This is a genomic window from Ensifer sp. 38_S197 (genome assembly GCF_056924495.1).
The window spans coordinates 2,043,203-2,069,552 of record NZ_JBXOVZ010000001.1 but is presented as its reverse complement, the minus strand read 5'-3'; the positions used below and the strand labels follow the sequence as shown (position 1 = coordinate 2,069,552).

25 protein-coding genes and 1 pseudogene are annotated in these 26,350 nt (G+C 63.1%); 12 read left to right on the top strand and 14 right to left on the bottom strand.

Features of this window, described 5'->3' with window-relative positions; all coding sequences use genetic code 11:
• The first annotated feature begins 184 nt into the window (after positions 1–184).
• From AC1Z3V_RS09570 to AC1Z3V_RS09545, 6 genes are all read left to right on the top strand, one after another.
• Positions 185–1,861, top strand: a complete 1,677-nt coding sequence (locus AC1Z3V_RS09570; RefSeq protein WP_483498487.1) for a putative bifunctional diguanylate cyclase/phosphodiesterase — start codon at positions 185–187, stop codon at positions 1,859–1,861.
• Positions 1,862–2,005: 144 nt separating this feature from the next.
• Positions 2,006–2,524 (top strand): ubiquinone biosynthesis methyltransferase UbiE, encoded by a 519-nt coding sequence (locus AC1Z3V_RS09565; protein ID WP_483498486.1) that lies wholly within the window; start codon positions 2,006–2,008, stop codon positions 2,522–2,524.
• Positions 2,521–3,699: a methyltransferase domain-containing protein gene (locus tag AC1Z3V_RS09560; RefSeq protein WP_483498485.1), complete on the top strand. Its 1,179-nt coding sequence runs from the start codon at positions 2,521–2,523 to the stop codon at positions 3,697–3,699. Before AC1Z3V_RS09565 ends, AC1Z3V_RS09560 begins: the two co-directional genes overlap by 4 nt.
• Entirely contained in the window at positions 3,696–6,056 is a 2,361-nt protein-coding gene (locus tag AC1Z3V_RS09555) for a SpoIIE family protein phosphatase (protein ID WP_483498484.1), read from the top strand. The genes AC1Z3V_RS09560 and AC1Z3V_RS09555 overlap by 4 nt, the downstream gene beginning before the upstream one ends.
• 4 nt (positions 6,057–6,060) lie before the next feature.
• The gene (locus AC1Z3V_RS09550) at positions 6,061–6,621 is read left to right on the top strand and encodes a slr1658 superfamily regulator (protein ID WP_429818181.1); all 561 of its coding nucleotides are present in this window, start codon (positions 6,061–6,063) and stop codon (positions 6,619–6,621) included.
• A 13-nt stretch (positions 6,622–6,634) separates the two neighbouring features.
• Positions 6,635–6,976, top strand: coding sequence for a slr1659 superfamily regulator (locus AC1Z3V_RS09545; RefSeq protein WP_173518853.1), 342 nt, complete (start codon positions 6,635–6,637; stop codon positions 6,974–6,976).
• A 447-nt stretch (positions 6,977–7,423) separates the two neighbouring features.
• On the opposite strand, the gene AC1Z3V_RS09540 is transcribed toward AC1Z3V_RS09545, so the two are convergent.
• From AC1Z3V_RS09540 to AC1Z3V_RS09520, 5 genes and pseudogenes are all read right to left on the bottom strand, one after another.
• A complete protein-coding gene (locus tag AC1Z3V_RS09540; RefSeq protein WP_483498483.1) occupies positions 7,424–8,011 on the bottom strand; it encodes an NUDIX domain-containing protein in 588 nt (195 codons plus the stop codon).
• Between the two features lie 99 nt (positions 8,012–8,110).
• Positions 8,111–8,407, bottom strand: a pseudogene (locus AC1Z3V_RS09535) (nuclear transport factor 2 family protein); the annotation flags it as partial.
• Between the two features lie 69 nt (positions 8,408–8,476).
• Positions 8,477–9,322 carry a PhzF family phenazine biosynthesis protein gene (locus tag AC1Z3V_RS09530; protein WP_483498482.1) on the bottom strand — a complete coding sequence of 282 codons (846 nt, stop codon included), beginning with the start codon at positions 9,320–9,322 and terminating at the stop codon, positions 8,477–8,479.
• Positions 9,323–9,377: 55 nt separating this feature from the next.
• Positions 9,378–10,007: a LysE family translocator gene (locus tag AC1Z3V_RS09525; protein ID WP_483498481.1), complete on the bottom strand. Its 630-nt coding sequence runs from the start codon at positions 10,005–10,007 to the stop codon at positions 9,378–9,380.
• Positions 10,008–10,039: 32 nt separating this feature from the next.
• Positions 10,040–10,444 (bottom strand): VOC family protein, encoded by a 405-nt coding sequence (locus tag AC1Z3V_RS09520; RefSeq protein WP_483498480.1) that lies wholly within the window; start codon positions 10,442–10,444, stop codon positions 10,040–10,042.
• 131 nt (positions 10,445–10,575) lie between these two features.
• Between AC1Z3V_RS09520 and AC1Z3V_RS09515 the strand changes: the two genes are divergently transcribed.
• The 3 genes from AC1Z3V_RS09515 (at position 10,576) to AC1Z3V_RS09505 (ending at position 14,032) form a co-directional block, all read left to right on the top strand.
• Positions 10,576–11,946, top strand: coding sequence for an aminotransferase-like domain-containing protein (locus AC1Z3V_RS09515; RefSeq protein WP_483499615.1), 1,371 nt, complete (start codon positions 10,576–10,578; stop codon positions 11,944–11,946).
• A gap of 107 nt (positions 11,947–12,053) precedes the next feature.
• Positions 12,054–12,731, top strand: coding sequence for a FadR/GntR family transcriptional regulator (locus AC1Z3V_RS09510; protein WP_483499613.1), 678 nt, complete (start codon positions 12,054–12,056; stop codon positions 12,729–12,731).
• Complete coding sequence (locus tag AC1Z3V_RS09505) at positions 12,728–14,032, top strand: CynX/NimT family MFS transporter (RefSeq protein ID WP_483498479.1); 1,305 nt, start codon at positions 12,728–12,730, stop codon at positions 14,030–14,032. Before AC1Z3V_RS09510 ends, AC1Z3V_RS09505 begins: the two co-directional genes overlap by 4 nt.
• A gap of 75 nt (positions 14,033–14,107) precedes the next feature.
• Here AC1Z3V_RS09505 and AC1Z3V_RS09500 read toward each other — a convergent pair whose 3' ends face one another.
• Entirely contained in the window at positions 14,108–15,325 is a 1,218-nt protein-coding gene (locus AC1Z3V_RS09500) for an MFS transporter (protein ID WP_483498478.1), read from the bottom strand.
• A 320-nt stretch (positions 15,326–15,645) separates the two neighbouring features.
• Between AC1Z3V_RS09500 and AC1Z3V_RS09495 the strand changes: the two genes are divergently transcribed.
• Both AC1Z3V_RS09495 and AC1Z3V_RS09490 read left to right on the top strand, forming a co-directional pair.
• On the top strand, positions 15,646–16,866 hold the full coding sequence (locus tag AC1Z3V_RS09495; RefSeq protein ID WP_483498477.1) for a helix-turn-helix domain-containing protein: 1,221 nt from the start codon (positions 15,646–15,648) through the stop codon (positions 16,864–16,866).
• 10 nt (positions 16,867–16,876) lie between these two features.
• Positions 16,877–17,518, top strand: a complete 642-nt coding sequence (locus tag AC1Z3V_RS09490) for a Vgb family protein (RefSeq protein WP_483498476.1) — start codon at positions 16,877–16,879, stop codon at positions 17,516–17,518.
• A 13-nt stretch (positions 17,519–17,531) separates the two neighbouring features.
• Here the strand turns inward: AC1Z3V_RS09490 and AC1Z3V_RS09485 are convergent, their stop codons facing one another.
• Positions 17,532–18,728, bottom strand: a complete 1,197-nt coding sequence (locus AC1Z3V_RS09485) for an MFS transporter (RefSeq protein WP_483498475.1) — start codon at positions 18,726–18,728, stop codon at positions 17,532–17,534.
• Between the two features lie 103 nt (positions 18,729–18,831).
• Here AC1Z3V_RS09485 and AC1Z3V_RS09480 point away from each other — a divergent pair, with 103 nt between their 5' ends.
• Complete coding sequence (locus AC1Z3V_RS09480; RefSeq protein ID WP_483498474.1) at positions 18,832–19,725, top strand: LysR family transcriptional regulator; 894 nt, start codon at positions 18,832–18,834, stop codon at positions 19,723–19,725.
• A gap of 200 nt (positions 19,726–19,925) precedes the next feature.
• Here the strand turns inward: AC1Z3V_RS09480 and AC1Z3V_RS09475 are convergent, their stop codons facing one another.
• From AC1Z3V_RS09475 to AC1Z3V_RS09445, 7 genes are all read right to left on the bottom strand, one after another.
• Positions 19,926–20,756, bottom strand: a complete 831-nt coding sequence (locus AC1Z3V_RS09475) for an alpha/beta fold hydrolase (RefSeq protein ID WP_483498473.1) — start codon at positions 20,754–20,756, stop codon at positions 19,926–19,928.
• Positions 20,757–20,842: 86 nt separating this feature from the next.
• Positions 20,843–22,444, bottom strand: a complete 1,602-nt coding sequence (locus AC1Z3V_RS09470; protein ID WP_483498472.1) for an MFS transporter — start codon at positions 22,442–22,444, stop codon at positions 20,843–20,845.
• A complete protein-coding gene (locus AC1Z3V_RS09465) occupies positions 22,441–22,899 on the bottom strand; it encodes a DoxX family protein (RefSeq protein ID WP_483498471.1) in 459 nt (152 codons plus the stop codon). Before AC1Z3V_RS09465 ends, AC1Z3V_RS09470 begins: the two co-directional genes overlap by 4 nt.
• 28 nt (positions 22,900–22,927) lie before the next feature.
• Positions 22,928–23,161, bottom strand: a complete 234-nt coding sequence (locus AC1Z3V_RS09460) for a hypothetical protein (RefSeq protein WP_483498470.1) — start codon at positions 23,159–23,161, stop codon at positions 22,928–22,930.
• A 22-nt stretch (positions 23,162–23,183) separates the two neighbouring features.
• Positions 23,184–25,166 carry an amidohydrolase gene (locus AC1Z3V_RS09455; protein ID WP_483498469.1) on the bottom strand — a complete coding sequence of 661 codons (1,983 nt, stop codon included), beginning with the start codon at positions 25,164–25,166 and terminating at the stop codon, positions 23,184–23,186.
• Positions 25,166–25,459 carry a XapX domain-containing protein gene (locus AC1Z3V_RS09450; protein ID WP_483498468.1) on the bottom strand — a complete coding sequence of 98 codons (294 nt, stop codon included), beginning with the start codon at positions 25,457–25,459 and terminating at the stop codon, positions 25,166–25,168. Before AC1Z3V_RS09450 ends, AC1Z3V_RS09455 begins: the two co-directional genes overlap by 1 nt.
• Positions 25,460–25,579: 120 nt before the next feature.
• Positions 25,580–26,230 carry a hydrolase gene (locus tag AC1Z3V_RS09445; protein WP_483498467.1) on the bottom strand — a complete coding sequence of 217 codons (651 nt, stop codon included), beginning with the start codon at positions 26,228–26,230 and terminating at the stop codon, positions 25,580–25,582.
• Between the last annotated feature and the right edge of the window lie 120 nt (positions 26,231–26,350).

The following is a 26,350-nucleotide window of genomic DNA, read 5'->3' as shown; positions in this document are numbered from 1 at the left end:
CATGTTCTGAAGCGAGGTTTCCACAGGCAGTATTCACCGTGCGGCAAAGGCATTGACCCGGATACGTCGCGCGATAGCTTTGGAGAAGGACCAAACCACGCCGAAGTGCCGCGTGGCGCTGTCCACGGGAGACGCGACCGCTACCGTCCCCGGTTGAGTTCGGAACAGAAAGGGAAAGGCAAGTATGCCGGACACTGATGCAACCTCGTCTGCTTCAGCTTCAGTGCAAGATCCCGTAGCGGCCAACGCCGATGAAATCCTTTCGTTCTATGACGAGGCTTTCCATCTGACGAGCGCTTCGCCAGCGCTCCAGGAGACCTACGAAGTCGGCGCGCTGGTCGATGCGACCTTGTGGCACCTCTATCCGGAGTTGCTTGCGCCCGCCTCCAAGGCGACGGTCGAGTCGGTGATCGCAAACGGCGTGCCCAGAAGCGTCGAAGTCATCGACGCCACCACCAAGTCACGGCGCACGCTTCTGGTCTTCCGCGCCGTGCGCGGCATCGGCGTGCTCGAAACGACCGGCCGCTCGACGCGCCGAGAGATCGGCAGCCATGGCGAAAGCGAACGGGCGCTGCTGTTGCACCAGGCAACTCACGATGTGCTGACGGGCCTGCCCAATCGCCGGCAATTCAGCGACGATCTGCAAAGCATCCTGCCGACGCCCGGCGAAAAGCTGGCGCTGATGCAGATCGACCTCGACGACTTCAAGCCGGTCAACGATACGCTCGGCCACGGCGCCGGCGACGCCGTGCTCAAGATGGCGGCGGAGCGGATTCGCGGAGCGCTTCGCGATGGCGAGGTCGCCTATCGCCTGGCCGGCGACGAGTTTGCCGTCATCCAGCGCCACAGCGACCAGCCGACCGATGCCGAGTATCTCGCCGAGGCCCTGGTCCAGGCGTTCAATGAGCCGTTTACGATCGATGGCATCTCAGTCTTCGTCGGCGCCAGCATCGGCATTGCCATCGCACCGAACGATGGCAACGAGATCGAGCAACTGATGAAGGCGGCGGACATCGCGCTCTACGCGGCAAAGAAGGACGGCAGGGGCCGGGCCAAGACCTTCAGCCGCTCGATGCTGATCGTTCTGGAACAACGCGAGATGCTACGCCGAAGCCTGCGCACCGCGCTGCAGGACAATCAGTTTTCCATCGAGTACCAACCGCTCGTCGAACCGCCGTTTTCGATCGTCGGCTTTGAAGCCCTGGCGCGATGGCATCATCCGCTGGTGGGCGTCATTCCCCCCAACGTCTTCATTCCCATGGCGGAAGCCGACGGGCTGATGAGCGAGATCGGCCAATGGGTGCTGGAAGAGGCCTGCCGGCAGGCCGCCACCTGGCCGTCGCACTTCACCGTCGCCGTCAACCTCTCCCCGGCAGAATTTCTGCGGGAGGGCCTGACCGACCGGATCGCCCAGGCGCTCGACATGGCCGGCCTCAGGGCTGACCGGCTCGAGTTGGAGGTCACGGAAACGGTCCTGCTCGAGCGCACGACCAACAACCTGGACACGCTGAATACCCTGAACGTGCTGGGCATCCAAATTTCGCTCGACGATTTCGGCACCTTCTACTCGTCGCTCAGCTACCTCAAGAACTTCCCCTTCGACACGATCAAGATCGACCGCTACTTCATCAAGGACCTCGAGAGCGACGAGAAGAGCCAGACGATCATTCGATCGATCATCGGGCTTGCGCATGGCCTTGGCATGCGGGTGACCGCCGAAGGGGTGGAAACCGTCGGTCAGGCGGTCTGGCTGCGAAAGGAGGGATGCGACCGGCTGCAGGGCTATTTCCTGGGCATGCCCATGCCGGCAGACGCGATCGGCGCCTACCTTCGCCGCTCGTCGGCGATGGCGACGCTCTAGTCGCATCCATGCGTTGCGCGACGAGAAGCGCAGCGCAAAACCTGGGTTGTTTACGTGCAAAATCCGGGGGTTGCGTGGTTACAAATCATTATAGAAAGTGCCTTATGGCCGTGTCAGAGTTCGGGGTGCGGAGGACATTGCTGCATGGGTGCAAGTGTCAATAAGACCACGGAGACGGCTTTCGAGCCCTTGCTTCAGTTCGATATGGAGATGGAGATATTCCTCTCGGATTGGCAGCATTGCGACCATGTTTCGAGCTACCTCGCCCGCATGATCAGCCACAACAGAACCGATCCCGTGCGGCATTCGAACTTCTTCTCTTCCGCTCTGAACGAGCTTCTGGAGGTCTCGTTTCGCGGCGGTACCACGGACGGAAAGATCGGCCTGTCGATCTACCGCCAGGGCGACACGGAGCGAGTTCAACTCAGCTTTCCATGCCCGCCAGGTCAGGCACGTTTCTACCGGGAGGCCGTATCGAAAACCCTTGGGAGCGATGCCGAGGCCCGCTATCTCGACGCCATTTCCAACGATCTCGCCCCGAGCCGGGAATCGGTGCTCCTGGATCTCGCCGTCAACTATGACGCCCACCTCCGGCTTGATGAAGACGCAGCTTCGGCCATCACCCTGATCGTGGATCTGCCTCTTGAAGGGATGGTGAGTTGATCACCGCGGGCCTCAAACAGCGCTTCAAGGTCGCCTTCGATCCGAACAGCCAGATCTTCTCGCTCGCCGGAACGATCCGGCCGCGATCGATCGATGAGATCGCCGAGAGCATTCATGCGCTGCGCGAAGCAATCGATGCGGTGCGCGGCGTTCTCTATATCGACGTAAAGCGCCTCATCCAGATGAACAACACGGCCTTCCAGGCCTTCATCCGGGTCGCGCTCGATGCCTGCCGGGAGCGGTCGGACTTGCGCCTGGTCGTCGTCACGTCCAGCGTCGTCGGCTGGACGACGCGCATGTTCCGGCACTTGAGCACGATCGAGCCGCAGATCTCCGTCGAGGTCTACGATTCGATGTTCTATCCCGGCCAGAGCTTCGTCGAGGACACCAGCTTCATTCCGATCCTCCGCACGCAAACGAAGATGACCTGGCGCCACGAGCGAGACATCCTGCCGCGGCATGGGATGCGATCCGGCATCGCCATGGCAGATATCTGCTGCGGCATCGGCGACTTCGCGGTCTTGGTCCAGAAGGAATTCGAGCCGGCCCGGATCGTGGCGCTCGATCATTCCCGAGCGAGCCTCGCCTATGCGCGCAAGGTGGCCGCCGATTTCGGCGTGACCGGCATCGAATACACCTTCGGCGACGCCTCGGAGATGCTGATCGAGGACAACCAGTTCGACTTCGTGACCTGCCGCCACTCGCTGCAAATCTTCAATCAGCCGGAGCTTCTGCTGAAGGAGCTTTACAGGATCTGCAAGCCCGGCGGCCGCGTCTACATCACCAACGAGAAGAACTCGCACTGCCTTGGCGAACCGCGCGGCAACAGCATCCAGTGGACCTACACGGAGGTCGCCAAGCTTTTCAGCCACTTCGAGATGGATGTGGAGCTCGGGCCGAAGAGCCGGCGCTATCTCGCCGAAGCGGGTTTTGACGACATCCTCGTCGAATCCTTCATGGTCACCAATCTCGACGGCGACCCGCAGGACTTCGCCGACATGATCGCCGCCTGGGAGAACGTCTATGCCGGCGAAATGGCCGTGAAGCGCGGCGACCCCCCTGAATTCATCGAGCGCTTCCGCCAGGGCTTCCGCGATCATATCTTTGCAGCGCTGCACCCCAAGGGCTATGCCGGCTGGCCGATCTGGGCCGCGTCTGGACGCAAACCCTTATGAGCGCCGTAGACGAACAACGCCCCCGTTTCGGCCTCCGATCGTTCCGCGCCAAATTCGTGCTGGTGGTCGGCGGCGCCGTGCTTTTCGACCTGCTGGTCACGGGCGGCCTAGCACTCTGGAACGTTCAGAGGCTTTCGCGGGATGCCGCGGCTGAAGTCGGGCAAGGCCTGGAAAAGGCCAACCAGGACTACATCCGCTCCTATGCGGAATTGACCGTCGCACGTGTCAACTTGCTCATCGGCCAGGTGCATTCCGACGTTGGCACGCTCGCGGGTGTCCTGCAGGGACAGATCGACCAACCGGCGAGAGAGACCGCCGTCGGCGGCGCTTTGGCTGAGGGCGCTCCTAGCGGCGTCGATGTCGTCTATGACCCCAAGGGCGGGTGGGCCCAGAACCTGCCCGGTGCTTCCTCGGTCGTCAGCGTCTGGGGATATCTGCTCGGGCCCGACCACCGCCCATTGCCGGAGGTCCAGGCCGATATCGAAAACAGCACGGTGCTTGACCTCGTCGCACCAAGCTTGATGGCGAGCGGTAGCTCCAAGCTGCAGATGTACTACATCGGTCCCCGGGAACGGCCTATCTTCAGGACGGTGCCGTATACGGATCAGGCCCAGACCTTCGACCGCCTTTATCCCGGGCACAACCAGGCGGAGTTCTGGACCTTCTTCTTTCCGGGAATCTACGAGTCCTGGCAGCAGTGGGCACAGAATCAGGGTCTGCGCCCAGTGCCGAGCGACATCACGCAGACCGCGCCCTACACCGACGCGATCACCGGCAAGCTGATCGTGAGCTTCTTCCAGCCGCTGTGGTCGCTGGACCGCAAGAGCGTCGCCGGTGCCGCGGGCGCCGATATCACCCTCGACCAGCTCGCCGAGGTTGTCGAAAACGTCAAGGTGGCCGACAGCGGCTTCGGTTTCCTGACCATGTCGGACGGAAACGTTCTCGCGATCAACCCCGTCGGGGAGAAGGTGATCGGGCTGCAACGGTCGAGCGACACGGGAGGGCAAGGTGTCACTGGCCTCGACCGTTCGCTCCGTCGCAGCGCACAGTCGGCGATTGCGCAACTACCGCTCGACGCCGACGGCGCCGTACAGCGCGTGCTGCTCGACGAGGGCGGCGAGAAGGTGCCCTATCTCATCCTCTTGAAGCAGCTCGAGCCGGAGAATTTCTGGGTATCCGGCCCCGTTCGCCGCGAAACCATGTCGCTTGGCATCGTCGTGCCCGAACGCGAGATCTACGCCTCGTTGTTTGCGGCGCAGGCCGGGATCTCCGAGGCGACAAACCGGATCCTGATCTATCAGATCCTCGCCTTGCTCGCCTCGCTGCTGTTCGTCACCACCGCGGTGTTCGGCATTTCCAAGCGCGTTACCCGCGGCATCAGCGCCCTTGCCGGCGCGGCCACGAGGATCGAGGCCAAGGACTATTCGGTCCGGGTTCCCATTTCCACGCGTGACGAGGTCGGCGAAGCCGGTATCGCCTTCAACCGCATGGCAGAGGAAATCAGCTACCACACGGAGAACCTCGAAAACCTGGTGACCGAGCGCACCAAGCAGCTCGAAGACGCCAACCATCAGATTTCGACGCTGAATACGCAATTGCGCAGCGAGAACCTGCGCCTCGGCGCCGAACTCGCGGTCGCCCGGCAGATCCAGATGATGGTGCTGCCGAAGGCCGGCGAACTCGCTGAAATTTCCAATCTCGAGATCGCAGCCTATATGCGGCCTGCCGACGAGGTGGGCGGCGACTACTATGACGTGCTACGCGACGGCGGGCGGCTGAAGATCGGTATCGGCGACGTAACCGGCCACGGCCTCGAAAGCGGCGTGCTGATGCTGATGGTGCAATCGGTGGCGCGCGCCTTGCAGGAGGCCGGCGACATGGATCCCCGACAGTTCCTCAATCGCCTCAACCGCGCGATCTACAAGAACATCGTGCGGACCAATACCGACAAGCATCTTTCGCTGGCTTTCCTCGATTATGACGGAACCCATCTGACGCTGTCGGGACAGCACGAGGAACTGATCGTGGTGCGCAAGGGAGCCGAAGTCGAGCGGATCGACACGCTCGACCTCGGCCTGCCCATCGGCCTCGAATCCGACATCTCGCCCTTCGTCGCGACTCGCGAGATTTCCTTCGGGCACGGCGACATGATCGTGTTGCACACGGACGGGGTGACCGAGGCGGTGAACGCCAAGGGCGAAATGTTCGGCATCGAACGGCTGTGCGCGAGTGCAGGCAAATTTTACGGGCAGAGCGCCGAAGAGGTCAAATCGGGTATCATCGAGGACCTGATGGCCCATATCGGCAAGCAGAAGATATATGACGACATCACGGTCGTCGTCATGAGACACAGGTGATCAGATGACCACGCTCTACGGACTGGCGGACCTGACGATCGGCGCCCACCAGAGAATGACGCGGCTGCGCCTTTATGATGGGCCGCTCGACCTGAGCTGGAAGCATTGCGCCATGGCTTCGGATTTCGTGGCCGAGCTCGCGGCGCTGCGCTACCGAGCCTCGCGCAATGTCTACCGCGAAGTCCGGCACAATATCGGCTATCTGACCAACGAACTGGTCGAGAATGCGGTGAAGTTCCGTGCTTCGGGCGCCGTTGTCGTGGAAGCGGCTCTCGAAGCGAACAGCTTCCGCACGAAAGTCTCCAACGTCATCGACAACGAGGCGGCTGTCCGCTTCCAGCATCTGCTTTCGGAGATCGCCGAAGGCGACCCTGGAGACCTGCTCATCGAGCGTATCGAGGCTAATGCAACGGGGCTCGGCAAGAGCGGTTCGGGGCTTGGTCTTTTGACGCTGATGAGCGATTATGGTGTTCGTTTCGCTTGGGTTTTTGGCGCCCAGGGAGACGATGGCGAAACCTCCCTGGAGACCTATGCGTCCATCGCGGTCCCAGACCTCTCGAACTGATGAGCCGGTGAACATGGAAAACAAGGACGAAGAAGAGTATCGCGTTTGGTCCGAAGGCAACGATATCCATTTCGAAGGCACCATGCGGCTGCCGGGGACGGAAGCCTATGCCCCGATCTTCTCGACCGTCATGGGCGTGCTCGAAGCCGAGCCTGAGCACATCACGATCGATCTCACCGAATTGCAGTTTCTGAATTCGTCTGGGATCAACCTGCTCGCCAAGCTGACGATCGAGGCGCGCAACCGGCCAAACGTGCAATTGACGGTGCGCGGAACCGCAGAGATTCCGTGGCAATCGAAATCCCTGCCGAACCTCAAGAAACTGCATCCCGGCCTCGATCTCAGGCTCAACTGAGGCCGGCTGTTCGGCCGCACTGCGGCTCGCGCAAGGCGATTGTATCAGGCCAGCGCTCCCTTGCCGGCGCGCTGGCTGATGTCAGTCCATACAAAGCGGATTTCAGCGGCCCTAGAGTTTGTAGTTGTTCCAAACAATACGATCACCTGATCCGATCCCTTTGCTCCGGTCCCATTACGGAGTCCTCAACGCTCATACGGATCGGTCCGCCCCAGTCTCCTGCATCGGTATTCTCGCCTTGCGGTTTCGCCGCTTGGGCTTCTCCCTTGGCGTCATGAGCCTGGTTCCTGCAGTTCTACGTAAGAGGTTGTGGCCGACGTCGGGAATGGAAGACAGAATTGGTGCTCGTAGGACAACCCGACGATCCATCGTTCACGACCCGATCAGCACATCCGCTCGCAGCATCTTAGCAGGATCTCATCTGTCCCAGATCGATAGATCAGCAGTTCACGTCCTTTCCTGAAGCAGCCGGATCGTCAGGTGCTGAAGCAGGATGACCGTTTTAGCGTCGCGTATCTCACCACGGTTGATCATTTGCATCGCGTCGGGCAACGCGATTTCCAGCACGTCTATGTCCTCTCCCTCGTCAGCAGCACCGCCGCCAGTTCCCACTCTGTGTTTCTCGGCATATTCGCCGTAGAAAAATGCCAGATATTCCGTGACCGATCCCGGGCTCATGTAGATGTCGAAAAGATGCGTCAACTCGGAGACGTCATACCCGGTTTCTTCAATCAGTTCCGCACGCATTCGCGTTGCCGGCTCGGCACCTTCCAGCAGTCCCGCCGGGGTTTCGATCAGTGACTCCAGACCGCCGTTCAAAAAAACCGGCAAACGAAACTGACGGGTCAGCAGAACACAGCCACTTCGGGGATTGTACAACAGGCATGTCGCCCCGTTGCCACGATCGTAAGCTTCTCGTGTCTGCCGCTGCCAACCTCCATCTCTAAGCCGAAGTTCAAACTCGTACTTGGTCAGCCGTCCCCAATCATCCGCCAACACACGCTCCGCGATCGGCCGGAAAACACTCTCGTTCATCAAATCATCACTCTCTTGTTTGCCGCCTCAAAGACCGTGCAATCGGTCTCGTGCAGTCTGCCTAAGATAGGTAAGAAGCCTCTGCTCGCTGAGCTTGAACTAGGCTTTGGCAATAATCTTGCCGTTTTCAACTTCATGGATACAAACGACATCCACCTCGCCCTTCCCTTCCGGGAAAGTTCGCGTAACCGTTTCGTGGTCGATGACGACATTGCCGACCACAATGCGTGTCAGCAGAGCTCCGTATAGATCGGGCTCTTTGAAGCGCTCGATATGTCGCTCTCGAATTTCCGCAGCACTGCCTGTCAGAAGCGTGGAGTGAAATGCGCAGGAGCGGCAATCATCAGCCCACCAAGGCACGAATGCGTCGATGTCTCTGGCGTTGTAAGCCTCGAGCTGTCTTTGGACAGGAAGCTATTTTCGACCCCACGATAGTACTCAATAAAACACCTCTTCTCTCCCTTTTCAAAGGTCGTGTAGCGCGCCTTCGAGATGCGTCCGCGTTTTACCGCCTACCCAAATCCGGCCAACATCATCGCGGTGCACCTGAATGCGGCCATGGCGCCCAAGACGGGTCCCCTGGGCGGCGACATAGTGCTCCTCAACCACACCTGCTGTGAATAGCCACTGTGCAATCGAGGCATTAAGGCTTCCGGTGACGGGATCTTCGATGATTGTACCTAGATGGTCGCTAAAGAAAGCGCGAACCTCGAAAGCGGCATCGCCACCTTCTGAATGAGGGCCGACCACGCCAACGTCGATCCGACCGGGCCAGTTTCGGAGCGGATTGAGCGAAAGAACTTTTTCCGCCGACGGCAATCTGATCCCCAGCCATCCAGGGCCATTATCGATCCAGGCTGCATCAAGGATATCGCGAGCTTCGATTCCCAGTAGTCTCCGGGCCTCGTCCAATTCACCCTGTTTCGGCGCACCGGAGCGGAGCAGCGGCGGAGCAGCGAAGGAAAGCCGCCGGTGATCGCGTCGGATCGTGACCAGACCGGCGCCGCATTCCTGGACGATGTCCATGTCGTTCTTCGGTATGCCGTTGGTAGAGAGCCAGACATGGCAGCTTCCAAGCGTCGGGTGCCCGGCAAAAGGTATCTCTCTGTCCAGCGTGAATATCCGGACCCGGTAGTCTGCATCTGGATGCGTGGGGGACAAGAGAAAGGCGGTCTCTGACAGATTGAACCACCGCGTCAACTGCTGCATCTCATCGGTCGTCCAAGCGTCGGCGCCGATGACCACCGCCAGCGGGTTACCAGAAATCGGCCCAGCGCCAAACACATCCACCATATGGACGGCAAGGGTCATGACAATACTCTTTCAATTTGGATCAATTCATCGGGGCGTCGAGAGGGCTCGAGCATCAGGTCTGCGAAGTGAGCAGTTTAAGCCCCGCAACTGCAAACACCGCTGAAAGCACACCTTCAATCCAGCGCCGCAATCTGGCGTACAGGGCAATCATCGAGGCGGTCGAGAAGACGATGGCGTAGCCGCCAAACACCAGGACACCCAGGATGCCGCAACCACCGACGATCACTGGCAGGGTGCCTGCCGGCGCATCCTCACGGAAGCCCAGCGACATGATCGCCATCCAGGCGATGATGGCCTTGGGGTTTCCGATATGCATAAGAATGCCCTGCCGGTAGAGCGACCGATGGCGAGGCGTCGTTCGCCCTGCATCCATCTGCATAAAATCGGAAGTCGGCTTCAGAGACGACTTGCCCGCACGAAACGCCAGATAGAGCAGATAGACACCGCCAATGATCTTGATGACGAAAAGCGCCTCGGCGTAGGCGGCCAGCACCGCGGAAATGCCCGTCGCCGCCAGCACCGCCCAGAAGAGTGAGCCCGTGATGACGCCCGCCGCCAGGACCAGGGCGGGAAGACGGCCGTCGCGCATCGCCGTCCCCATGATCGCCATATTGCTCGGCCCTGGACTGGCGGTGGCGACGAGATAGGTGCCGTAGACGAGTGCTATCTGACTGCCGATCATTCGGAATTCTCCAGAAACAGGCTCCTCCAGCGCTATTGCTGGAGGTCTCCGCGGTGAACGATGTGGACCTTGTTCCCCTCGGGATCGCGCAGATAGGCACCGAAGTAGCCGTCGCCGTAGCGGGGACGTGACCCAGGCGCGCCTTCGTCCATCCCGCCATTCGCGAGACCAGCCGCATAAGCCGTATTCACAGCTTCCTCCGACGGGGCCAGAAAGGCGACCATGCTGCCGTTTCCGACCGTGGCTGGCTGGCCATCGTAGGGGATATAGACATAAAAACGCGGCAGTGGCGCTTGAACAGTCACCCAGCAAAGCGCCGGAGGCCCCCCATCGGAGGTAACGACGCGGCGTCTCAGGCCGAGCGGAGCGAGCACGGCGTCGTAGAAACGAGCGGCCCGCTCAAGATCGCGCGCCCCGACGGTAACATGGCTGAACATCCGGCTCTCCATGCGCCCGTCATCGCAGTCAGGCGCCTCCTGCAAAAGTGTGATTTTGTTCAGCGTCGTCATAGCGTATGTTACACTTGCTGTTTATATGAATAGTGTCATGTGACACTTTTATCGGGGTGGTGAACATGCTCCTTCAATCGCCGTGGGTGCCACGCCTCGCCGACATAGAGGCGAACGCCGCCGAGCGGCTGGTCCTCGCTCTTGCCGACGACATCATTGAAGGGCGGCTGACGGGAGGGGACCGCCTGCCCGCACATCGCGATCTTGCGTGGAAACTGGGGATTGGCCTTGGCACGGTGACGAAAGCCTATGCCGCCCTTGAACGGCGCGGCCTGACGCGCAGCGTCAAGGGCCGTGGAACCTTCGTGGCGATCCGCCACGCACGCAAGGATCGGCAGATCGACCTCTCCTCCAATGCCCCGCCCGCATCGCTCAACGCTCGCCTTCTGGCGCGGACATTGACGGCGGTTGCCCGCAAGATCGATGTGGATCATCTCAATCTCTATGCCCCGCCCGCCGGACATCTGGAGCATCGGCGTGTCCTGGCCCGTTGGCTCGAGACACTAGGCCTTATGGTCGAGCCATCGCATCTGGTGTTGACGAGCTGCGCCCGCCAGGCGCTGGCATTGGCCTTCGACCTCGCCTGCGGTTCGCAGGGACTGCTTCTGACCGAGAGGATCTCCTATCCCGGCGCGATCGCACTGGCCCGGCGCAAGGGGTATCGGATGCAAGGCGTCAGAATCGACGCTGAAGGGATGGTGCCAGAGGCACTGGCAGACGCGCTCGACGGCGCACCGGCCGGCAGGAAGGCGGTTTACGTCACACCGACGCTTCACAATCCGACCACCGCCACGATGGGCGGGGAACGAAGGCAGGCCATCGCGGAAACTTGCCGTCGGGCGGGCGCATGGATCATCGAGGACGGCGTCTACACGCCGGCTGAGCCAACTTTGCTTCCCCTGACGGCATTGGCACCCGAGATCGCCTTTCATGTGAACGGGCTGTCCAAATCACTCGGCCCCGGGTTGCAGATAGGCGTGCTCGCGCTACCGGCTGGATTCAACCAAGCAGCGGAAGGCGCCTTGCAAGACATGCCTTTAGCCCCGTCGCCTCTTGCCTGTGCAGTGGTCGAGGAATGGCTGATCACTGGCGTCATCCCTTCGATCCAGCGGGATCTACGCCATGAGGCGCGGCGCCGATCCAGTCTGGCTGTGGCTCTACTCGGCAGGGCCGAACTTGTCTCGGATCCCGACGCTTATAACGCCTGGTTGCCGATGCCGCGCGACGCGGCCAACCGTTTCGTATCCGCCGCTTCCGTGGCCGGTATCAAATTGACCCCACCGGAAGCCATGATGGTGGACCGGGAAGATCGGGCGAGCGGGGTTCGGCTTTGCCTCGGTGGCGCATCGTTCGAAGATCTGACCGAGGCACTGACACTTCTGGCGACATGGCTGAAGAGCGAGGACGAGTTCAGGGAAACCAGCCTGTGAATGTGGCGCTTCCGGTGATCCGCTGCCGTCTCGGCTGCGGTTCCACACTGATTGACTCGCGCACCCATCCGGCTTATCAAATCATCTGATGACTTGATAAGCTGATGATGCAACCGATCAATCGTACCAATCTTGCCGAGAGCGCAGCCGAAAGCCTGCGAGCGGAAATCCTCAGCGGCCGCTGGGCGGTCGGGGAGCGTATTCCCAACGAAACGGTGCTCACCGAGCTGCTCGCCGTCAGCCGTGGCACCGTGCGTGAAGCCGTTCGGGTCCTGATCTCGAAGGGCCTGCTCGACGCCCGCCAGGGCTCCGGCACCTATGTCCGTTCGACCGTCGACGCCTCCGGTGCTCTCGACCGGGTCAAACGCACGGGACTGCGCGATCAATGGGAAGCGCGCGCGGCACTCGACGTCGAGGCCGCCCGGCTGGCGGCACTGCGCCATACGCCTGAAGATCTCGAGCGCCTGTTCAAGCTGCTTCGGGCGCGCGGCACAGTGGCCGACGGTGGACGCGAAGCTTTCAGCCAACGCGACATCGCCTTCCACCGATCGATCGTCGAAGCATCGGGCAATCGCGCCATCATCGAACTCTACGATTTCTTCACCTCCGCCATCCTCGAGACGATCCACTCGACGCTCAATGGCGACCTGCCAGAACCGGACGACCGGGCGCATGCCGCGATCGTCGAGGCCATCGCGACCGGCAATCCGGACGAAGCCGCAGCCTCCGTCCGGGCGTTCATGGCTCCCGTCCTCGCTGAACTTGATCGGCTTCTCACCCAATGAATCAGACTTTCCTTACCCCCCGTGAGGCTGGCGCCGCCGAGCGCTTGGACCTCGAAGACCAGCTCATCGATGCCGAAGCCGACAGCCTGCCGGCGCCGCAACCGCCGGTCTTGAACCGTGGCGCCCGCATTCTCCTGGGCGTGAGCCTCGTCCTGATCGCCTTCAACCTGCGGCCGCTGTTTTCCAGCCTCTCGGTGCTTCTGCCCGAAGTCATGCAGGCGACCGGCCTCTCCACCGCCGGCGCCAGCATGCTCACCACCCTGCCGGTGCTCTGCCTCGGCGTCTTCGCGCCGCTTGCACCGAAACTCGCGCAACGCTTCGGCGCCGAGCGCACACTGCTTGGCGTGCTGCTGCTGCTGACGCTCGGCACGGGCCTGCGCGGCCTCCAGTCCGTGCCGCTGCTGTTCCTCGCAACCTTTGCCGCCGGTGCGGCGATCGCGATCGGCAACGTCCTCCTTCCCGGTCTCGTCAAGCGTGACTTTGCCGACCGGGCCGCGATGATGACGGGTCTCTACACGATGGCGCTGTGCGCCGGGGCGGCCAGCGCCGCCGGTCTTACTTTGTCGATCGAGCATCATATCGCCGGCTCTTGGTCCGGCGCGCTCGCCGCCTGGGCAGTGCCAGCCCTGATCGTGCTGATGATCTGGGCGCCGCAGGCGCTGCGCGGCAAGGCGCAGGCCCGCCACAGCGGCTTCCGCGTCGTCGGCCTCTGGTGCGACCGGCTCGCCTGGCAGGTGACCCTTTTCATGGGACTGCAATCGGCGCTCGCCTATTGCGTCTTCGGCTGGATGGCGCCGATCCTTCGCGAGCGCGGTCTCGATGCCGCTACCGCCGGCGCGGTCGTCTCGGCCTCGATCATGATGCAGGTCGTCACCTGCCTGCTCGTCCCTTCCTTCGCCGTCAGGCGTCGGGACCAGCGTGCCGTCTGCGTGGCGCTCGTGGGCGCGGCTGTTATTGCACTCATCGGCATCCTCTTCGCGCCGCTATCGACGGTGCTCGTCTGGGCCGTGCTGCAGGGTATCGGACAGGGCGGCCTGATCGCCGCGGCGATGACCCTCATCGTGCTCCGCTCGCCCGATTCCCATGTCGCCGCCCATCTGTCCGGCATGGCCCAAGGCGTCGGCTACGTGCTTGCCGCCATCGGCCCGTTGCTCGTCGGTTTCATCCGCGGCTGGACCGGCAGCTTCGCAGCCAGCTCCGTTCTCTTCATCGCCCTCGGCACCGGCGTGGCGATCATGGGGCTTGGCGCAGGCCGGGCGCTCCATGTCGGCGCCCGGACGGTCAGGATCGACGATCGTTAAAGCAGGCCAGACCTCTCGGGGCAGACATCGATCGGATCGGGCTCCATTCTCAGGTGGAGCCCTCTCGATCTCCCATCATGCCGCCGCAGCAACCGCCTGCTGATAGCGCGGTGCAGGCCTGAACGTCAGCGCGATCAGGAACGCCCCGAGGCCGATACCCCAGGAACCGACATAGAGCCAGGTGTAGCTTGCCAGCGCATCGTAGATCATGCCGCCGGCAATCGGTCCCGTCGCCATGCCCAAGCTGCCGGCCATGGCCGTTCCACCAATGACGGTCCCCATCATCCGCAAGGGGAAATTCTCGCGGGCAAGCACGGCGTAAAGCGGCATGACCCCGGCATAAATGAAGCCGAACAGGGCCGCGACGGCATAGAACGAGGCAAGCCCCGCCGCAAAGACATAGGCCAGCGCCCCGAAGGCCTGGGCGAGCAACCCGAGAACCAGGACGCGCTTTGCCCCGAAGCGGTCGCCGAGCAAGCCGAACACCACGCGCCCGCCCATGCCCGCCAGGCCCTCGACACTGTAGATTGACACCGCCGCCATCACGGGAATGCCGCAGGTGATGGCATAGCTCACCGTATGGAAGATCGGGCCCGAATGGGTGGCGCAGCAGAAGAAGTTCGTCAGCAGCAGGATGATGAAGAGCGGCGATTTCAGCACCTGGCTCGTCGTCATCGACGAATGTGCCTCGTCCTGCGGAGATACCGCGGCAGCGCCCGCTGCGAGCGCCGGCGCCTGGCGAACAAGAAGCGACACCGGGATCATCACGACGGCCACAACGACCGCGATGATCTGCAGTGCGGTTCTCCAGTCGTAGCCTGAAACCAGCCAGGCCGCGAAGGGCGACATCGTCATCGGCGCCATACCCATGCCGGCCGAAACGAGTGAGACCGCGAGGCTCCGGTGCGTGTCGAACCAGCCGGTGACGCAGGCCATCATCGGCGCGAAAATCGCCGCCGCTGCCGTTCCGACGACGACCCCGAAGACGATCTGGAAGACAATGAGGGACGTCGCCCAGCTTGCTGCCATCAGACTGACGGCCAGCAGCACCGAGCCGATGAACACGATCGGCCGCGCGCCCCAGCGATCGGAGAGGCTGCCCCAGGCAATGCTGGCGAAGGCCATCGCCAGGAAGCCGATGGTCATGGCACTGGAGACCCCGGTGACAGACCAGCCGGTATCACGCGAGATCGGCAGCAGGAAAACCGGAAGCGAAAACATGGCGCCGATCGCCAAGCAGCCAAGCAGGCCACCAGCGGCCACGATAACCCAACGATAGTGCGAATTGGTCATTGCAAATCTCCCTGACGGCGCCCCACTGTCGGCAGCGCCGATAACGTGCAATCTGATCGCGCAGCAGGTTGGAAGTGCAGGGCACCTCCTCTTGCTGGTTGCTTTAAGACGCGGCCACCAATCGAAATCCGACACCGTATTTTGCAGAATTTTATAATTATTGCAGGTTCGCTGGACGTCTTTCTAGCCACGCCTGCAACCGGTCCGGATTCAGGCCACTTGATTGTGCCGTGAAGGTCCTCTCTGTTGTCCCGTGCCGTTCGAGCAATAGATAGAGGCCGGAGCACAAGTGGGGGAGTGACAAGTGTGACGGGATTTCCATGGATTCGCTGATTACCGCGGCAGGCCGGGCTCTGGCGGCCGGAGACCTGCTCGGTGCGTTGAAGCGGGTCGCCTTGCGCGACGACCCTCCGGCTCTGGCGCTTCGCGGTATCGCGATGGCTCAGCTCGGAGAGCTCGGCCGCGCCAAGGCCCTTTTGAAAGCCGCTGCGCGCGGCTTCGGCCCGAAGGAGGCCGTGGCTCGTGCGCGATGCGTCGTCGCCGAGGCGGAAATCGCCATCGTCTCGCGCGATCTCTCCTGGCCGATGAAGGCGCTCGACGCCGCCCGTGCGACGCTCGAAGTCCATGGCGACCACCTCAATGCCGCACACGCTCGCAATCTCGGCGCCCGGCGCCTGTTGCTTCTCGGCCGTCTCGACGAGGCCGAACACCTGCTTGCCGGCGTCGATCCGGGCCGGCTGACACCGCCAGCAAAGGCCACACACGAACTCGTGGTCGCCGGCATCGCCGTTCGCCGATTGCAGACGGCCGCTGCGGCCAGCGCCTTCGCCCGGGCAACCGAAGCGGCGCGAGCAAGCGGCATGCCGGCTCTGGGCGCGGAAGTCGAAGCCGCGGCCCTTGTCCTGAAGACACCTGCGGCCCGGCTTCTGTCCAGGGGAGACGAGCGCCTGCTGCAGCTCGCCGCCGTCGAAGCCCTGCTCAATTCCGGCGTGCTGGTGGTCGACGCGTGCCGGAACATCATCCGGCGCGAAGCCTCCGCCGTTTCACTTGCGACGCGGCCGGTGCTCTTCGCGCTGGCGCGCGCACTTGGAGAGGCGTGGCCGGCCGATGTCTCGCGGCGCGCCTTGCTCGCCCGCGCGTTCGGCGCGAAACATGTCGACGAATTGCACCGGGCAAGGTTGAGGGTCGAGATCGGTCGGCTGCGCGAAGAACTCCGCGCTTTCGCGGACGTCATCGCGACCCAGGACGGCTTCCGGCTGGTTTCGCACGGCGAGCGCCCGGTCGTCGTGCTCGCGCCGCCAGTCGATGAACGCCATGCGGCGGTGCTGGCGCTGCTTGGCGACGGCGAGGCGTGGGCAAGTTCCGCTCTCGCCATCGCGCTCGACGCCAGCCCGCGCACCGTGCAACGGGCCCTCGACGAGCTTTCCTCGGAGGGAAAGGTGCTGCCGGTCGGCCGCGGGCGGGCGCGACGCTGGGTGATCCCGCCGGTGCCGACATTCCCGACAGTCTTGTTACTCCCCGGCCCACTGCCAAGCGATTAGGATTGAAACCATGAAACGATCCGAAGCCGAAATCCTCCGCGAATATGGCCCCTTCCCCGGGGCTGACCACGTCCATGGCGTCACTTTCGACGGCCGGAACATCTGGTTTGCCTCCGGCGACAAGATCAATGCGCTCGATCCGGAAAGCGGCAGCACCGTGCGCTCGATCGACGTCGCGGCGCATGCCGGTACGGCCTTTGACGGCAAGCACCTGTTCCAGATCGCCGAGGACCGCATCCAGAAGATCGATCCTGATAGCGGTCGTGTGCTGGCGACGATCCCGGCACCAGGCGGCGGCGGCGATTCCGGCCTTGCCTGGGCCGAAGGGACGCTTTGGGTGGGGCAGCATCGGGGCCGAAAGATCCATCAGATCGATCCGGAGACCGGCGCAATCCTGCGCACCATCGAGTCCAAGCGCGTCGTGACCGGCGTCACCTGGGTCGATGGGGACCTCTGGCACGGCACCTGGGAAGGCGACGACAGCGACTTGAGGCGCATCGACCCTGAAACGGGGTCGGTGCTCGAGCGGATCGTGATGCCATCGGGCACCGGTGTCTCGGGGCTGGAGTCCGACGGCGACGATCGCTTCTTCTGCGGCGGCGGTGGAAGCGGAACGATCCGGGCCGTTCGCCGGCCGAAGCGGTCCGGCTGATCCTCCAGCAGCCTCAACGATCTGACAGAGCCTGGGCCGGGCTGCGCCTTGCGCGGAGCTTCGCTGTCAGCGCCAGCATCGCAAGCACGGCACCGAGCAGGCCGACGCCCGGCCAGGCGCCATAGCTCCAGGCGGCGAAGGACAGGGCGGAACCGGCCGCTCCTCCGAGAAACATGCTGGTCATGAAGACCGTGTTGATACGGCTGCGCGCCGCGGGCTCCAGCGCATAGATGATGTGCTGGTTGGCGATCAAGGCGACCTGGATGCCGACATCGAGCACGATGACGCCGACCACCAGTCCGGCGACCGAGGTCCACGTTCCGAGCAGAACCCAGGCGGCGAGCGTCAGGACGGCGCCGAACCAGACGACGGACCGCGCGCCTCTTCGATCTGCCATCCCGCCGGCAAGTGGTGCCGCAAAGACGCCGACCGCGCCGACAATGCCGAACAGACCGGCAGAATCCGCGCCGAGATTGAAACGCGGCGTCGCAAGATAAAGGGCAAGCACGGTCCAGAACGCCGTGAAGGATGCGAAGAGCGCCGCCTGCACCATCGAGGCGAGGCGCAGCTCGGGTTCGCGCCGCCAAAGCGTGGCAAGCGAACCGAGCGCCTCGCGATAGGGCAAGCGCGATACCGGGCGCAGATCCGGCAAGGTCCGGATCATCAGCAACGAACCTGCGAGAGCAAGTGGGACACTCGCCCAGAACATCTCGCGCCAGCCAGCATGGGCGCCGACAAAGCCGGAAACCGTGCGGCTAAGCAGGATACCGGTCAGGACCCCGGCCATGACTGTCCCGATCGCCGCCCCGCGTTTGTCAGACGTGGCAAGCATTGCAGCGAGCGGGACGATCTGCTGCGCGACGGTGGCGCTTGCTCCGAGTAGCACGGACGCGGCGATCAGCCATGACGGCGACGGAGCCAAAGCCGCGGCTGACGCTGCTATCGCAACCGCCAGGAACTGGCCGACGATCAGTCGCCGCCGCCGGACGATGTCGCCAAGTGGCAACAGAAGCAAGAGGCCGAGCGCGTAACCGAGTTGCGTCGCTGTCGGAAGGAGGCCGACGGCCGCCTCACCGGGAAACTCAGCCTCGATGAGGCCCAGCAGCGGCTGATTGTAATAGATGTTTGCGACGGCGACGCCGCTGGCGACGGCCATGGCGTAGAGGCGGATTCGGCCGAGACCGGAATGCTCCGTTTCGTGGGTAACCATTTCACTTGCCCTTCTCGCTGGAGTGATGGGCTTGATCTATCTCTTTATCGAAATTCGCTGTAGTAGTGCGTGCTTTGGTACCAGTATATCGGAGATCGATATAATGAATCTCGATGAGGTCCGCGTCTTCACCGCGGCGGCGCGCGGCGGCAGCCTCGCCGAAGCCGCGCGGCGGCTTGGCATCACGCCGATGATCGCGACCAGGCGGCTTGCCTCATTGGAGCAAGTGCTCGGTGTTCGGCTGATGCATCGCACGACCCGGTCACTGTCGCTGACGCCCGAGGGTGAGACCTTTCTGCCCTATGCCCTAGGCCTGCTCGAAACCGAACAGCAGGCGCGAGCGCTGCTTCGTGGTGACGGGGATGGGGCGCGCGGTCTCCTGCGTGTCTCGGCACCCGTTGCCTTCTCGATCAAGCTGATTGCTCCGCTGATACCTTCGCTGCTTGATGACCATCCGGAACTCAAGATCTCACTCGACATGAGCGACACCATGCCCGATCTCGTAGCCTCGGGCATCGATCTGGCGATCCGCATCGCACGACTGAAGGACAGCAACCTGATAGCCCGCAAACTCGGCGAAAACCCGCGTTCTCTCGTCGCGGCTCCATCCTATCTCGAAAAGCACGGACACCCGCGAACCGGCAGCGATCTCATTCACCATCAATGCCTGCCCTTGCACGGCGTCAGTCATTGGACCTTTCTGAGCGCCGGGGCCGAGACACATGTCCGCTTGCAGAGCCGCTTCTCGTCGACGAGCATCGAGGGGTGCCATGCCGCCTGTCTCGCCGGTGCCGGTATCACGCTGCTGTCAGACTGGAACATTGCCGACGATCTCGACGCGGGCCGACTGATGCGCATTCGCCTCGAAGACGCGGAGCCCGAGACATTGGTGATCTGGGCCGTCTACCCGACGACAAAGCTCGTCGCGCCCAAGGTACGGGTCTTCATCGACCGGTTGATGCGCGCCCTTGGTGAAACCGCGAAGCCACGCGCTTGAGCAACAAAGGCCCGCACCGCGGTCAAGGCGGTGCGGACACTACAGCGCCGCGCGGCTTAGAAGACGCGCAAGGGTCGCTGTAGCACTTTGATTTGCTGCATGTCTTTGTCCTTAAGTCGAAGTCGACTTAAGGAGACATGCCGTGACATTTGTCCCGGCACGGTCCGCTGTGCCGAGACGTTGCGGATCATGCCAGCCTTTTAGGCCTGGATGAAGGCGAGCAGGTCCGGATTGATGACATCGGCATGGGTCGTCAGCATGCCGTGTGCATAGCCCTCGTAGACTTTGAGCGTGCCGTTTTTCAGGAGTTTGACCGCAAGCCGCGCGCTATCGTCGATCGGAACGATCTGGTCGTCGTCGCCGTGCATGACCAGGGTCGGCACGTCGATCGTCTTGAGGTCTTCGGTGAAGTCGGTTTCGGAGAAGGCCTTGATGCCCTCGTAATGTGCCTTGGCGCTGCCCATCATGCCCTGGCGCCACCAGTTCCGGATCACACCCTCGGACGGCTCGGCGCCAGGCCGGTTGAAGCCGTAGAAAGGGCCGGTCGGAACATCGAGGAAGAACTGGGCGCGGTTGGCGGCCAGTGCCGCCCGGAAGCCGTCGAACACCTCGATCGGCAGGCCGCCGGGATTGTTTTCCGTCTTGACCATGATCGGCGGGACCGCACCGACGATGATCAGCTTGGCGACCCGGCCGCCACCATGGCGCGCCACATAGGCAACCGCTTCACCACCGCCTGTGGAGTGGCCGATATGGATGGCATCGCTCAGACCAAGCTTGGTCGTCAGCGCCGCAACGTCCCTGGCGTAGTGGGCAATATCGTGACCTTCGCTCACCTGTGTCGAGCGACCATGGCCGCGGCGGTCGTGGGCAATGACGCGAAAGCCCTTGTTGACGAAATAGAGCATCTGCGCGTCCCAATCGTCTGCCGATAACGGCCAGCCGTGATGAAAGACGATTGGCTGGCCCGAGCCCCAATCCTTGTAGAAGATATCGACACCGTCTTCAGTCCTGACGAAGCTCTCGGTCATGGGAATGGTTCCTTTGCTTGGGTTCGACTGCATCATTTTCAGGCACGTTCCGTGGCGCTGGCATCGCGCCATGGAACGCCACCGCTTCAACCGAGATGCGGCCGGTTGATCGCGAGAAGGTGGTGAACGACCGGCGCCGCCGGTCCCTTGTGAAAGCGACGAACGTCTTCCTGGACATCGGCATCGGCCTTGGACACGCGCTTGTGCTGGCGCAGATGCTCAGCCCAGGATTCGACCATGAACCACTCCACCATGCGGCCGGTGTCGGCCGCGTCCTCGGTCACGCCCCAGCCATAGGCGCCGTCGCGGCGGCGCTCATGCGACAGGCGGGCAAGCGCCTTCAGGAATTCGGAACGGTCCGCCTTGTCGACCGTGTACTCGATCAGCACGAGGACGGGGCCGCGGTCGTGTTCGACCGGCTCGCTGGTCAGGGGCTCCGGCCAATGGTTGGAGGGAACGAGATCCGCCTCTCCCTTCGGCAGTTTCATGGCGTGAAAGACGGCCCCGACGCAGAGAAGGCCGACAGCCGCCGCCCCCAGGGTGAAGGGCACCCCGATCGCCTCGGCGATCGCGCCCCAGGCAAGGCTGCCACCGGTCATGGCGCCGTTGAAAACGGTAAGATAGACGGCGAGGGTACGCCCTCGCACCCAGTTTGGAAGGATGGCTTGCGCGGTGCTGTTCAAGGTCGTGAGCGCCGTGATCCAGGCGGCTCCGCAAACGAGCAGCGCGACAACCGCCACCCATTGCGCCGGCGCGAAGGAGAGCACGCCCATCACCGCGGCCGTCAATACTGCCGAAAGCAGCAGCAGCCCGTCCGCATCCATCCGGGCGCGCAGGCGCGGCATCACCAGCGCGCCACCGATCGCACCGGCGCCGACGGCACCGAGCAGGATGCCGTAGAAGCTGGCGCCACCGCCGAGAAGCTGACGGGCGACCAGCGGCAGGAGCGCCCAGATCGCGCTCGAAAAGGCGAAGAACACGGCGGCACGCAACAGGACCACGTGCAACTCGCGGCTGGCGCGGGCGTAACGCAACCCCGCCCGGAAGGCGCCGAAGAAGCGTTCTGCAAGAGCGTCGTCCTCCGCCGCCCCGCGCCGCCACCACAGGAGCGCCGCGATCACGAAGGCATAGCTGATGACATCGACGCCATAAGTGACAGCGGCGCCGAACCAGGCGAGCAACAGACCGCCGAGTGCCGGCCCGATCGCGCGGGCGATGTTGATGCCGAGCGAGTTCAGCGCCACGGCGCCCTTGACGTCCTGCCTCGAGACGAGTTCGGGCACGATCGCCTGCCAGGTCGGGGCGACCAGTGCCGCACCGATGCCGCCCACAAAAGTCAGCGCGATCAGCGAACTCACGGACTGCAACCCGGTCGCGGAGAGAAACAGCAGGCAAAGGCTCGCCGATGCGAGCAGGAACTGCACCACGATCAGGAACTTGCGTCGATCGAGAATATCCGAGAGGACCCCCGCGGGAATGGCAAGCAGGAAGATCGGCAGCGTCGCCGCCGCCTGGACCATGGAAACGGCAGCCGGCGTCGCAGAAAGGTCTGTGACCAGCCAGGAACTGGCGACATCACGGATGAAGCTGCCGGTATTGCCGATGATCGTCGCGACCCAGAGAACCGCGAAAACCTTCTGCCGGAGCGGTGCAAACGTGCCTGCGCCCTGTTTCGCTGCCGCCGTCATCGCCCTGCCCTCCTTGCGGACGCCCGTTGGCTGAGATCGTAGCAGGCGACGAGCAGGAAGGCACCGGCGAGACCGATATGCTCGAAGAAACCGTTCGTCGCCATTGCCCGTTCCATGCCCGGCGGCAGCTCCCAGAAGCGAAACGCAAGGAAGGTGGCGGCCAGCGTGAACGCAGCAAGCGCACTGGCTGCCGCCCAGCGATAGAACCCTATGAGAACAAGGGCCGACATCAGAAGCTCGAAGCTGATCACGCCGACGGCAAAGAGCGGTGCCGGATGCAGACCGAAATGGTCCATCTCGGCAAGCGCGCCCGGAAAGTCGAAGATCTTCGTGAGCGGCCCCTGGATGTAAGCCGAGCAGAGCGCCAAGAGCCCGATGAATATGACGCGGCTGCCGGCAAGGCCCGGCCGAAGGCGAGCGACGAGATGGCTTTCAAGGGCGGAAAGACTAAGCATTTTGGTTCCTTGTCAGGCGGTCTTCGACTTAACGGGGAGCCGGACCGCCCTCATCGCGTTTGCTATCATTCGAATTGGCGATCGGGGTCTGGGATACGCCCTGGTAGTAGGCCCCGTGCTTCGCCACTGGATGGTTCACCACGACCTTCGCCCAGGGGTGCCGGACGCCGGCCGTTGGCGCGGCTGAGGCCTGAACAGGAAGCGACGCGTTGATCAGGATTGAGACCGCCGCCATCGCCACAGTCCCGACTATCGTTCTCATTTGGTATGCCCTCCGCTTGTCCTCACACGGCCCAGCACGAGCAGCCGAGCGCCCCGAAGAAGCCCTTGAGATCGGCGATCGGCAGCTTTGACGTCCAAGCGCCGGCATGGTCGTGACCATGGACGCCGCAATGGCTGGCGCAGCCGCAGGAGGTGATCGCGGTCCGCCTGAGGGAATTCTTGCCGGCACCATCGGGCTCGCCCCAGGCGGCATAGCCGCCGAAGGTTCTGACCGGCGACCAGTCAGGCATCGCCGGCGGCACCGGGTTTTCGTCGTGGGGCGCAAAATCTCCCGCCGCATAGACGATCTTGCCACCGACCATCGTCAGTTCCGAGGTCAGGAACGAGATCTCGTCCTCGGCGCAGTTGAAATAATCCTTGTCCGGCACGATCAGGTCGGCAAACTGCCCCTTCTCGATGCGCCCCTTCTTGCCCTCCTCGTTGGAGAACCACTGCACCTTTTCGGTCCACATCCGAAGTGCCGTTTCGCGGTCGAGACAATTGGCGCGCGGATAGAGCTGCGTGCCGCCGACGGTCTTGCCAGTGACCATCCAGGACAACGAGACCCAGGGGTTATAGGAAGCGACGCGGGTCGCGTCGGTGCCGGCGGAAACCTTGACGCCCTTTTCGAGCATCTTCGCCACCGGCGGTGTCGCTTGCGCCGCACCATGGCCATAACGCTCGACGAAATACTCGCCCTGATAGGCCATGCGATGCTGGACGGCGATGCCGCCGCCGAGTGCGGCGATCCGGTCGATCGACCGGTCGGAAATCGTCTCGGCATGGTCGAAGAACCAGTTGATGCCGGAGAGCGGGATATCCTGGTTGACCTTCTCGAAAACGTCGAGCGCGCGGGTGATCGTCTCGTCATAGGTCGCATGCAGCCGCCAGGGCCAGCGGTTCTCGGCCAGGATCCGGACGACCGCTTCGAGCTCGCCCTCCATCTCCGGCGGCATGTCCGGACGCGGCTCGCGGAAGTCCTCGAAATCGGCGGCCGAGAAGACCAGCATCTCGCCTGCGCCATTGTGGCGGAAGTAGTCGTTGCCCTGCTTGTATTTGACCGAGGAGGTCCACTTCAGGAAGTCTTCCTTCTCCTGCTTCGGCTTCTGGGTAAAGAGGTTGTAGGCGAGGCGCACGGTCATCTGGCCCTCGTCGGCCAGCTTCTGGATGACGGCATAGTCATCCGGGTAGTTCTGGAAGCCGCCGCCGGCGTCGATGACGCTGGTCACCCCCAGCCGGTTGAGCTCGCGCATGAAATGGCGGGTCGAGTTGACTTGATAGTCGAAGGGCAGTTTCGGCCCCTTGGCGAGCGTCGAATAGAGGATGCCGGCATTCGGCTTTGCCAGCAGCAGACCGGTCGGGTTGCCGTTGGCGTCACGGCTGATCTCGCCGCCCGGCGGGTTCGGCGTGTCCTTGGTGTAGCCGACCGCCCGAAGCGCCGCGGCATTGAGCAGCGCCCGGTCATAGAGATGCAGCAGGAACACCGGCGTATCCGGCGCCACGGCGTTGATCTCGTCGATGGTCGGCAGCCGCTTCTCCGCGAACTGGTGCTCCGTGAAGCCACCGACGACGCGCACCCATTGCGGCGCCGGCGTGATCGCCACCTGCCGCTTGAGCATCGCCATGGCATCGGCGAGCGAGCGCACCCCGTCCCAGCGCAGTTCCATGTTGAAGTTCAGACCGCCGCGCACGACGTGGGTATGGTTGTCGTTGAGGCCCGGCAGGACGCGCTTGCCCTTGAGATCGATGTTTTTCGTGGCTGACCCGGCCAGCGCCATGATCGTCCGATCATCGCCGACGGCGAGAATGAGGCCGTCCTTGATCGCAATCGCGGTCGCAGCCGGATTGGCGCGATCGAGCGTCGTGACAAGGCCGTTGTGAAGGATCAGGTCGGGCGTCATCGAGGTGTCTCCGGTCTGTTGGGCGCCGGCGCTACGGACCGACGAAAAAAGGGCAGGCAGGGCAAGCGACGATGCCGCGCCGAGGAAGGAGCGTCGCGTCGGCATCATCCGATCCTTTCATCGTTGATCGCCGCATCCTTCGCCTTGCCGGCGGTGGGCTGTGCGCCGCCAGGGAGATGGCCGAACATGTGCGGCATGCACTGCAGATTGAACCAGCTGAGATTGACCGGTTCACCCGACAGGACGCGCTTGACCAGCGGGACGGACTGCTCCCCGACGAGGATGCCGAGCAGTCCGACCAGCGCGATGACCGGCGGCGCCGGCGAGCGGACGTTCAAGAGGGAATAGATGACACCGACCAGCACCCCGGCTCCGAGCGAGAGAAGATACATCTTCATCGCCAACTCCTTCACGAATGACATTGCCGCCCCGGCGAGCGCACGCACGGCCGGAGCGTTCATCTCGGGCGCCGCGCGTTCAGAGGAACGCGCGGCGCCCGCTTGGATCAGAGCGTCCCGTCAGTGCCCTTCGGAAGCGCCGAACATCGACTTGGCGTAGATGATGCCGAGGCCATAGGCGCCGCCGAACTTCTTGGCGATACCGGTGGTCATGTCGTAGGTCTCGGTGCGCGCCCAGTCGCGCTGAAGCTCGAGCATGTATTGCAGCGAGGTCATCGGCCGTACGCCGGCCTGCACCATGCGGTCCATCGCGCGCTCATGCGCCTCGTCGGAGACGTCGCCGCAGGCATCAGCGATGACATAGACCTCAAAACCCTGGTCGAGCGCCGACAGCGTCGGACCGACGATGCAGACGGACGTCCACAGCCCGCACATGACGAGCCGCTTCTTGCCGATGCGGTTGACCTCTTCGATCACCGCCGCGTCTTCCCAGGTGTTCATCGAGGTGCGGTCCAGAAGCTTCTGGCCCGGGAAGGCATCGGTGAGCTCGGAGAACATCGGGCCGGAGAAGGTCTTTTCGGCCACGGTGGTGAGAATGGTCGAAACGCCGAATCCCGCCGCCGCATGGGCGACCAGCGCCGCATTGTTGCGCAAGAGAACCGCGTCGATCGATTTGGTCGCAAAGGACATCTGCGACTGGAAGTCGATCATGATCAGGGTGTGGTCCCTGGGCGAGACGAGGAGTTTGCCGGGGGTCGCTGTCGCGGACATGGTCGTGGCCTCTTTCTGTTGAAACTAACTCCGATCGGAGAGGTCCAATTATGCCGCCGACCGCGGTCCCGTTCTTGTCGCCAAAGATGGATTTTTGAAAATTTCGCTCGCCTTGCCGTG

Bases quoted from the DNA above. Each gene is read 5' to 3' on its own strand.
- AC1Z3V_RS09510 (WP_483499613.1), top strand. From the start codon at position 12,054: ATGCAACCGATCAATCGTACCAATCTTGCCGAGAGCGCAGCCGAAAGC.
- AC1Z3V_RS09480 (WP_483498474.1), top strand. From the start codon at position 18,832: ATGAATCTCGATGAGGTCCGCGTCTTCACCGCGGCGGCGCGCGGCGGC.
- AC1Z3V_RS09545 (WP_173518853.1), top strand. From the start codon at position 6,635: ATGGAAAACAAGGACGAAGAAGAGTATCGCGTTTGGTCCGAAGGCAAC.
- AC1Z3V_RS09485 (WP_483498475.1), bottom strand. From the start codon at position 18,728: ATGGTTACCCACGAAACGGAGCATTCCGGTCTCGGCCGAATCCGCCTC.
- AC1Z3V_RS09455 (WP_483498469.1), bottom strand. From the start codon at position 25,166: ATGCCGACGCGACGCTCCTTCCTCGGCGCGGCATCGTCGCTTGCCCTG.
- AC1Z3V_RS09470 (WP_483498472.1), bottom strand. From the start codon at position 22,444: ATGACGGCGGCAGCGAAACAGGGCGCAGGCACGTTTGCACCGCTCCGG.
- AC1Z3V_RS09540 (WP_483498483.1), bottom strand. From the start codon at position 8,011: ATGAACGAGAGTGTTTTCCGGCCGATCGCGGAGCGTGTGTTGGCGGAT.
- AC1Z3V_RS09445 (WP_483498467.1), bottom strand. From the start codon at position 26,230: ATGTCCGCGACAGCGACCCCCGGCAAACTCCTCGTCTCGCCCAGGGAC.
- AC1Z3V_RS09475 (WP_483498473.1), bottom strand. From the start codon at position 20,756: ATGACCGAGAGCTTCGTCAGGACTGAAGACGGTGTCGATATCTTCTAC.
- AC1Z3V_RS09570 (WP_483498487.1), top strand. From the start codon at position 185: ATGCCGGACACTGATGCAACCTCGTCTGCTTCAGCTTCAGTGCAAGAT.
- AC1Z3V_RS09495 (WP_483498477.1), top strand. From the start codon at position 15,646: ATGGATTCGCTGATTACCGCGGCAGGCCGGGCTCTGGCGGCCGGAGAC.
- AC1Z3V_RS09530 (WP_483498482.1), bottom strand. From the start codon at position 9,322: ATGACCCTTGCCGTCCATATGGTGGATGTGTTTGGCGCTGGGCCGATT.
- AC1Z3V_RS09460 (WP_483498470.1), bottom strand. From the start codon at position 23,161: ATGAGAACGATAGTCGGGACTGTGGCGATGGCGGCGGTCTCAATCCTG.
- AC1Z3V_RS09465 (WP_483498471.1), bottom strand. From the start codon at position 22,899: ATGCTTAGTCTTTCCGCCCTTGAAAGCCATCTCGTCGCTCGCCTTCGG.
- AC1Z3V_RS09520 (WP_483498480.1), bottom strand. From the start codon at position 10,444: ATGTTCAGCCATGTTACCGTCGGGGCGCGCGATCTTGAGCGGGCCGCT.
- AC1Z3V_RS09525 (WP_483498481.1), bottom strand. From the start codon at position 10,007: ATGATCGGCAGTCAGATAGCACTCGTCTACGGCACCTATCTCGTCGCC.
- AC1Z3V_RS09505 (WP_483498479.1), top strand. From the start codon at position 12,728: ATGAATCAGACTTTCCTTACCCCCCGTGAGGCTGGCGCCGCCGAGCGC.
- AC1Z3V_RS09565 (WP_483498486.1), top strand. From the start codon at position 2,006: ATGGGTGCAAGTGTCAATAAGACCACGGAGACGGCTTTCGAGCCCTTG.
- AC1Z3V_RS09450 (WP_483498468.1), bottom strand. From the start codon at position 25,459: ATGAAGATGTATCTTCTCTCGCTCGGAGCCGGGGTGCTGGTCGGTGTC.
- AC1Z3V_RS09490 (WP_483498476.1), top strand. From the start codon at position 16,877: ATGAAACGATCCGAAGCCGAAATCCTCCGCGAATATGGCCCCTTCCCC.
- AC1Z3V_RS09555 (WP_483498484.1), top strand. From the start codon at position 3,696: ATGAGCGCCGTAGACGAACAACGCCCCCGTTTCGGCCTCCGATCGTTC.
- AC1Z3V_RS09500 (WP_483498478.1), bottom strand. From the start codon at position 15,325: ATGACCAATTCGCACTATCGTTGGGTTATCGTGGCCGCTGGTGGCCTG.
- AC1Z3V_RS09550 (WP_429818181.1), top strand. From the start codon at position 6,061: ATGACCACGCTCTACGGACTGGCGGACCTGACGATCGGCGCCCACCAG.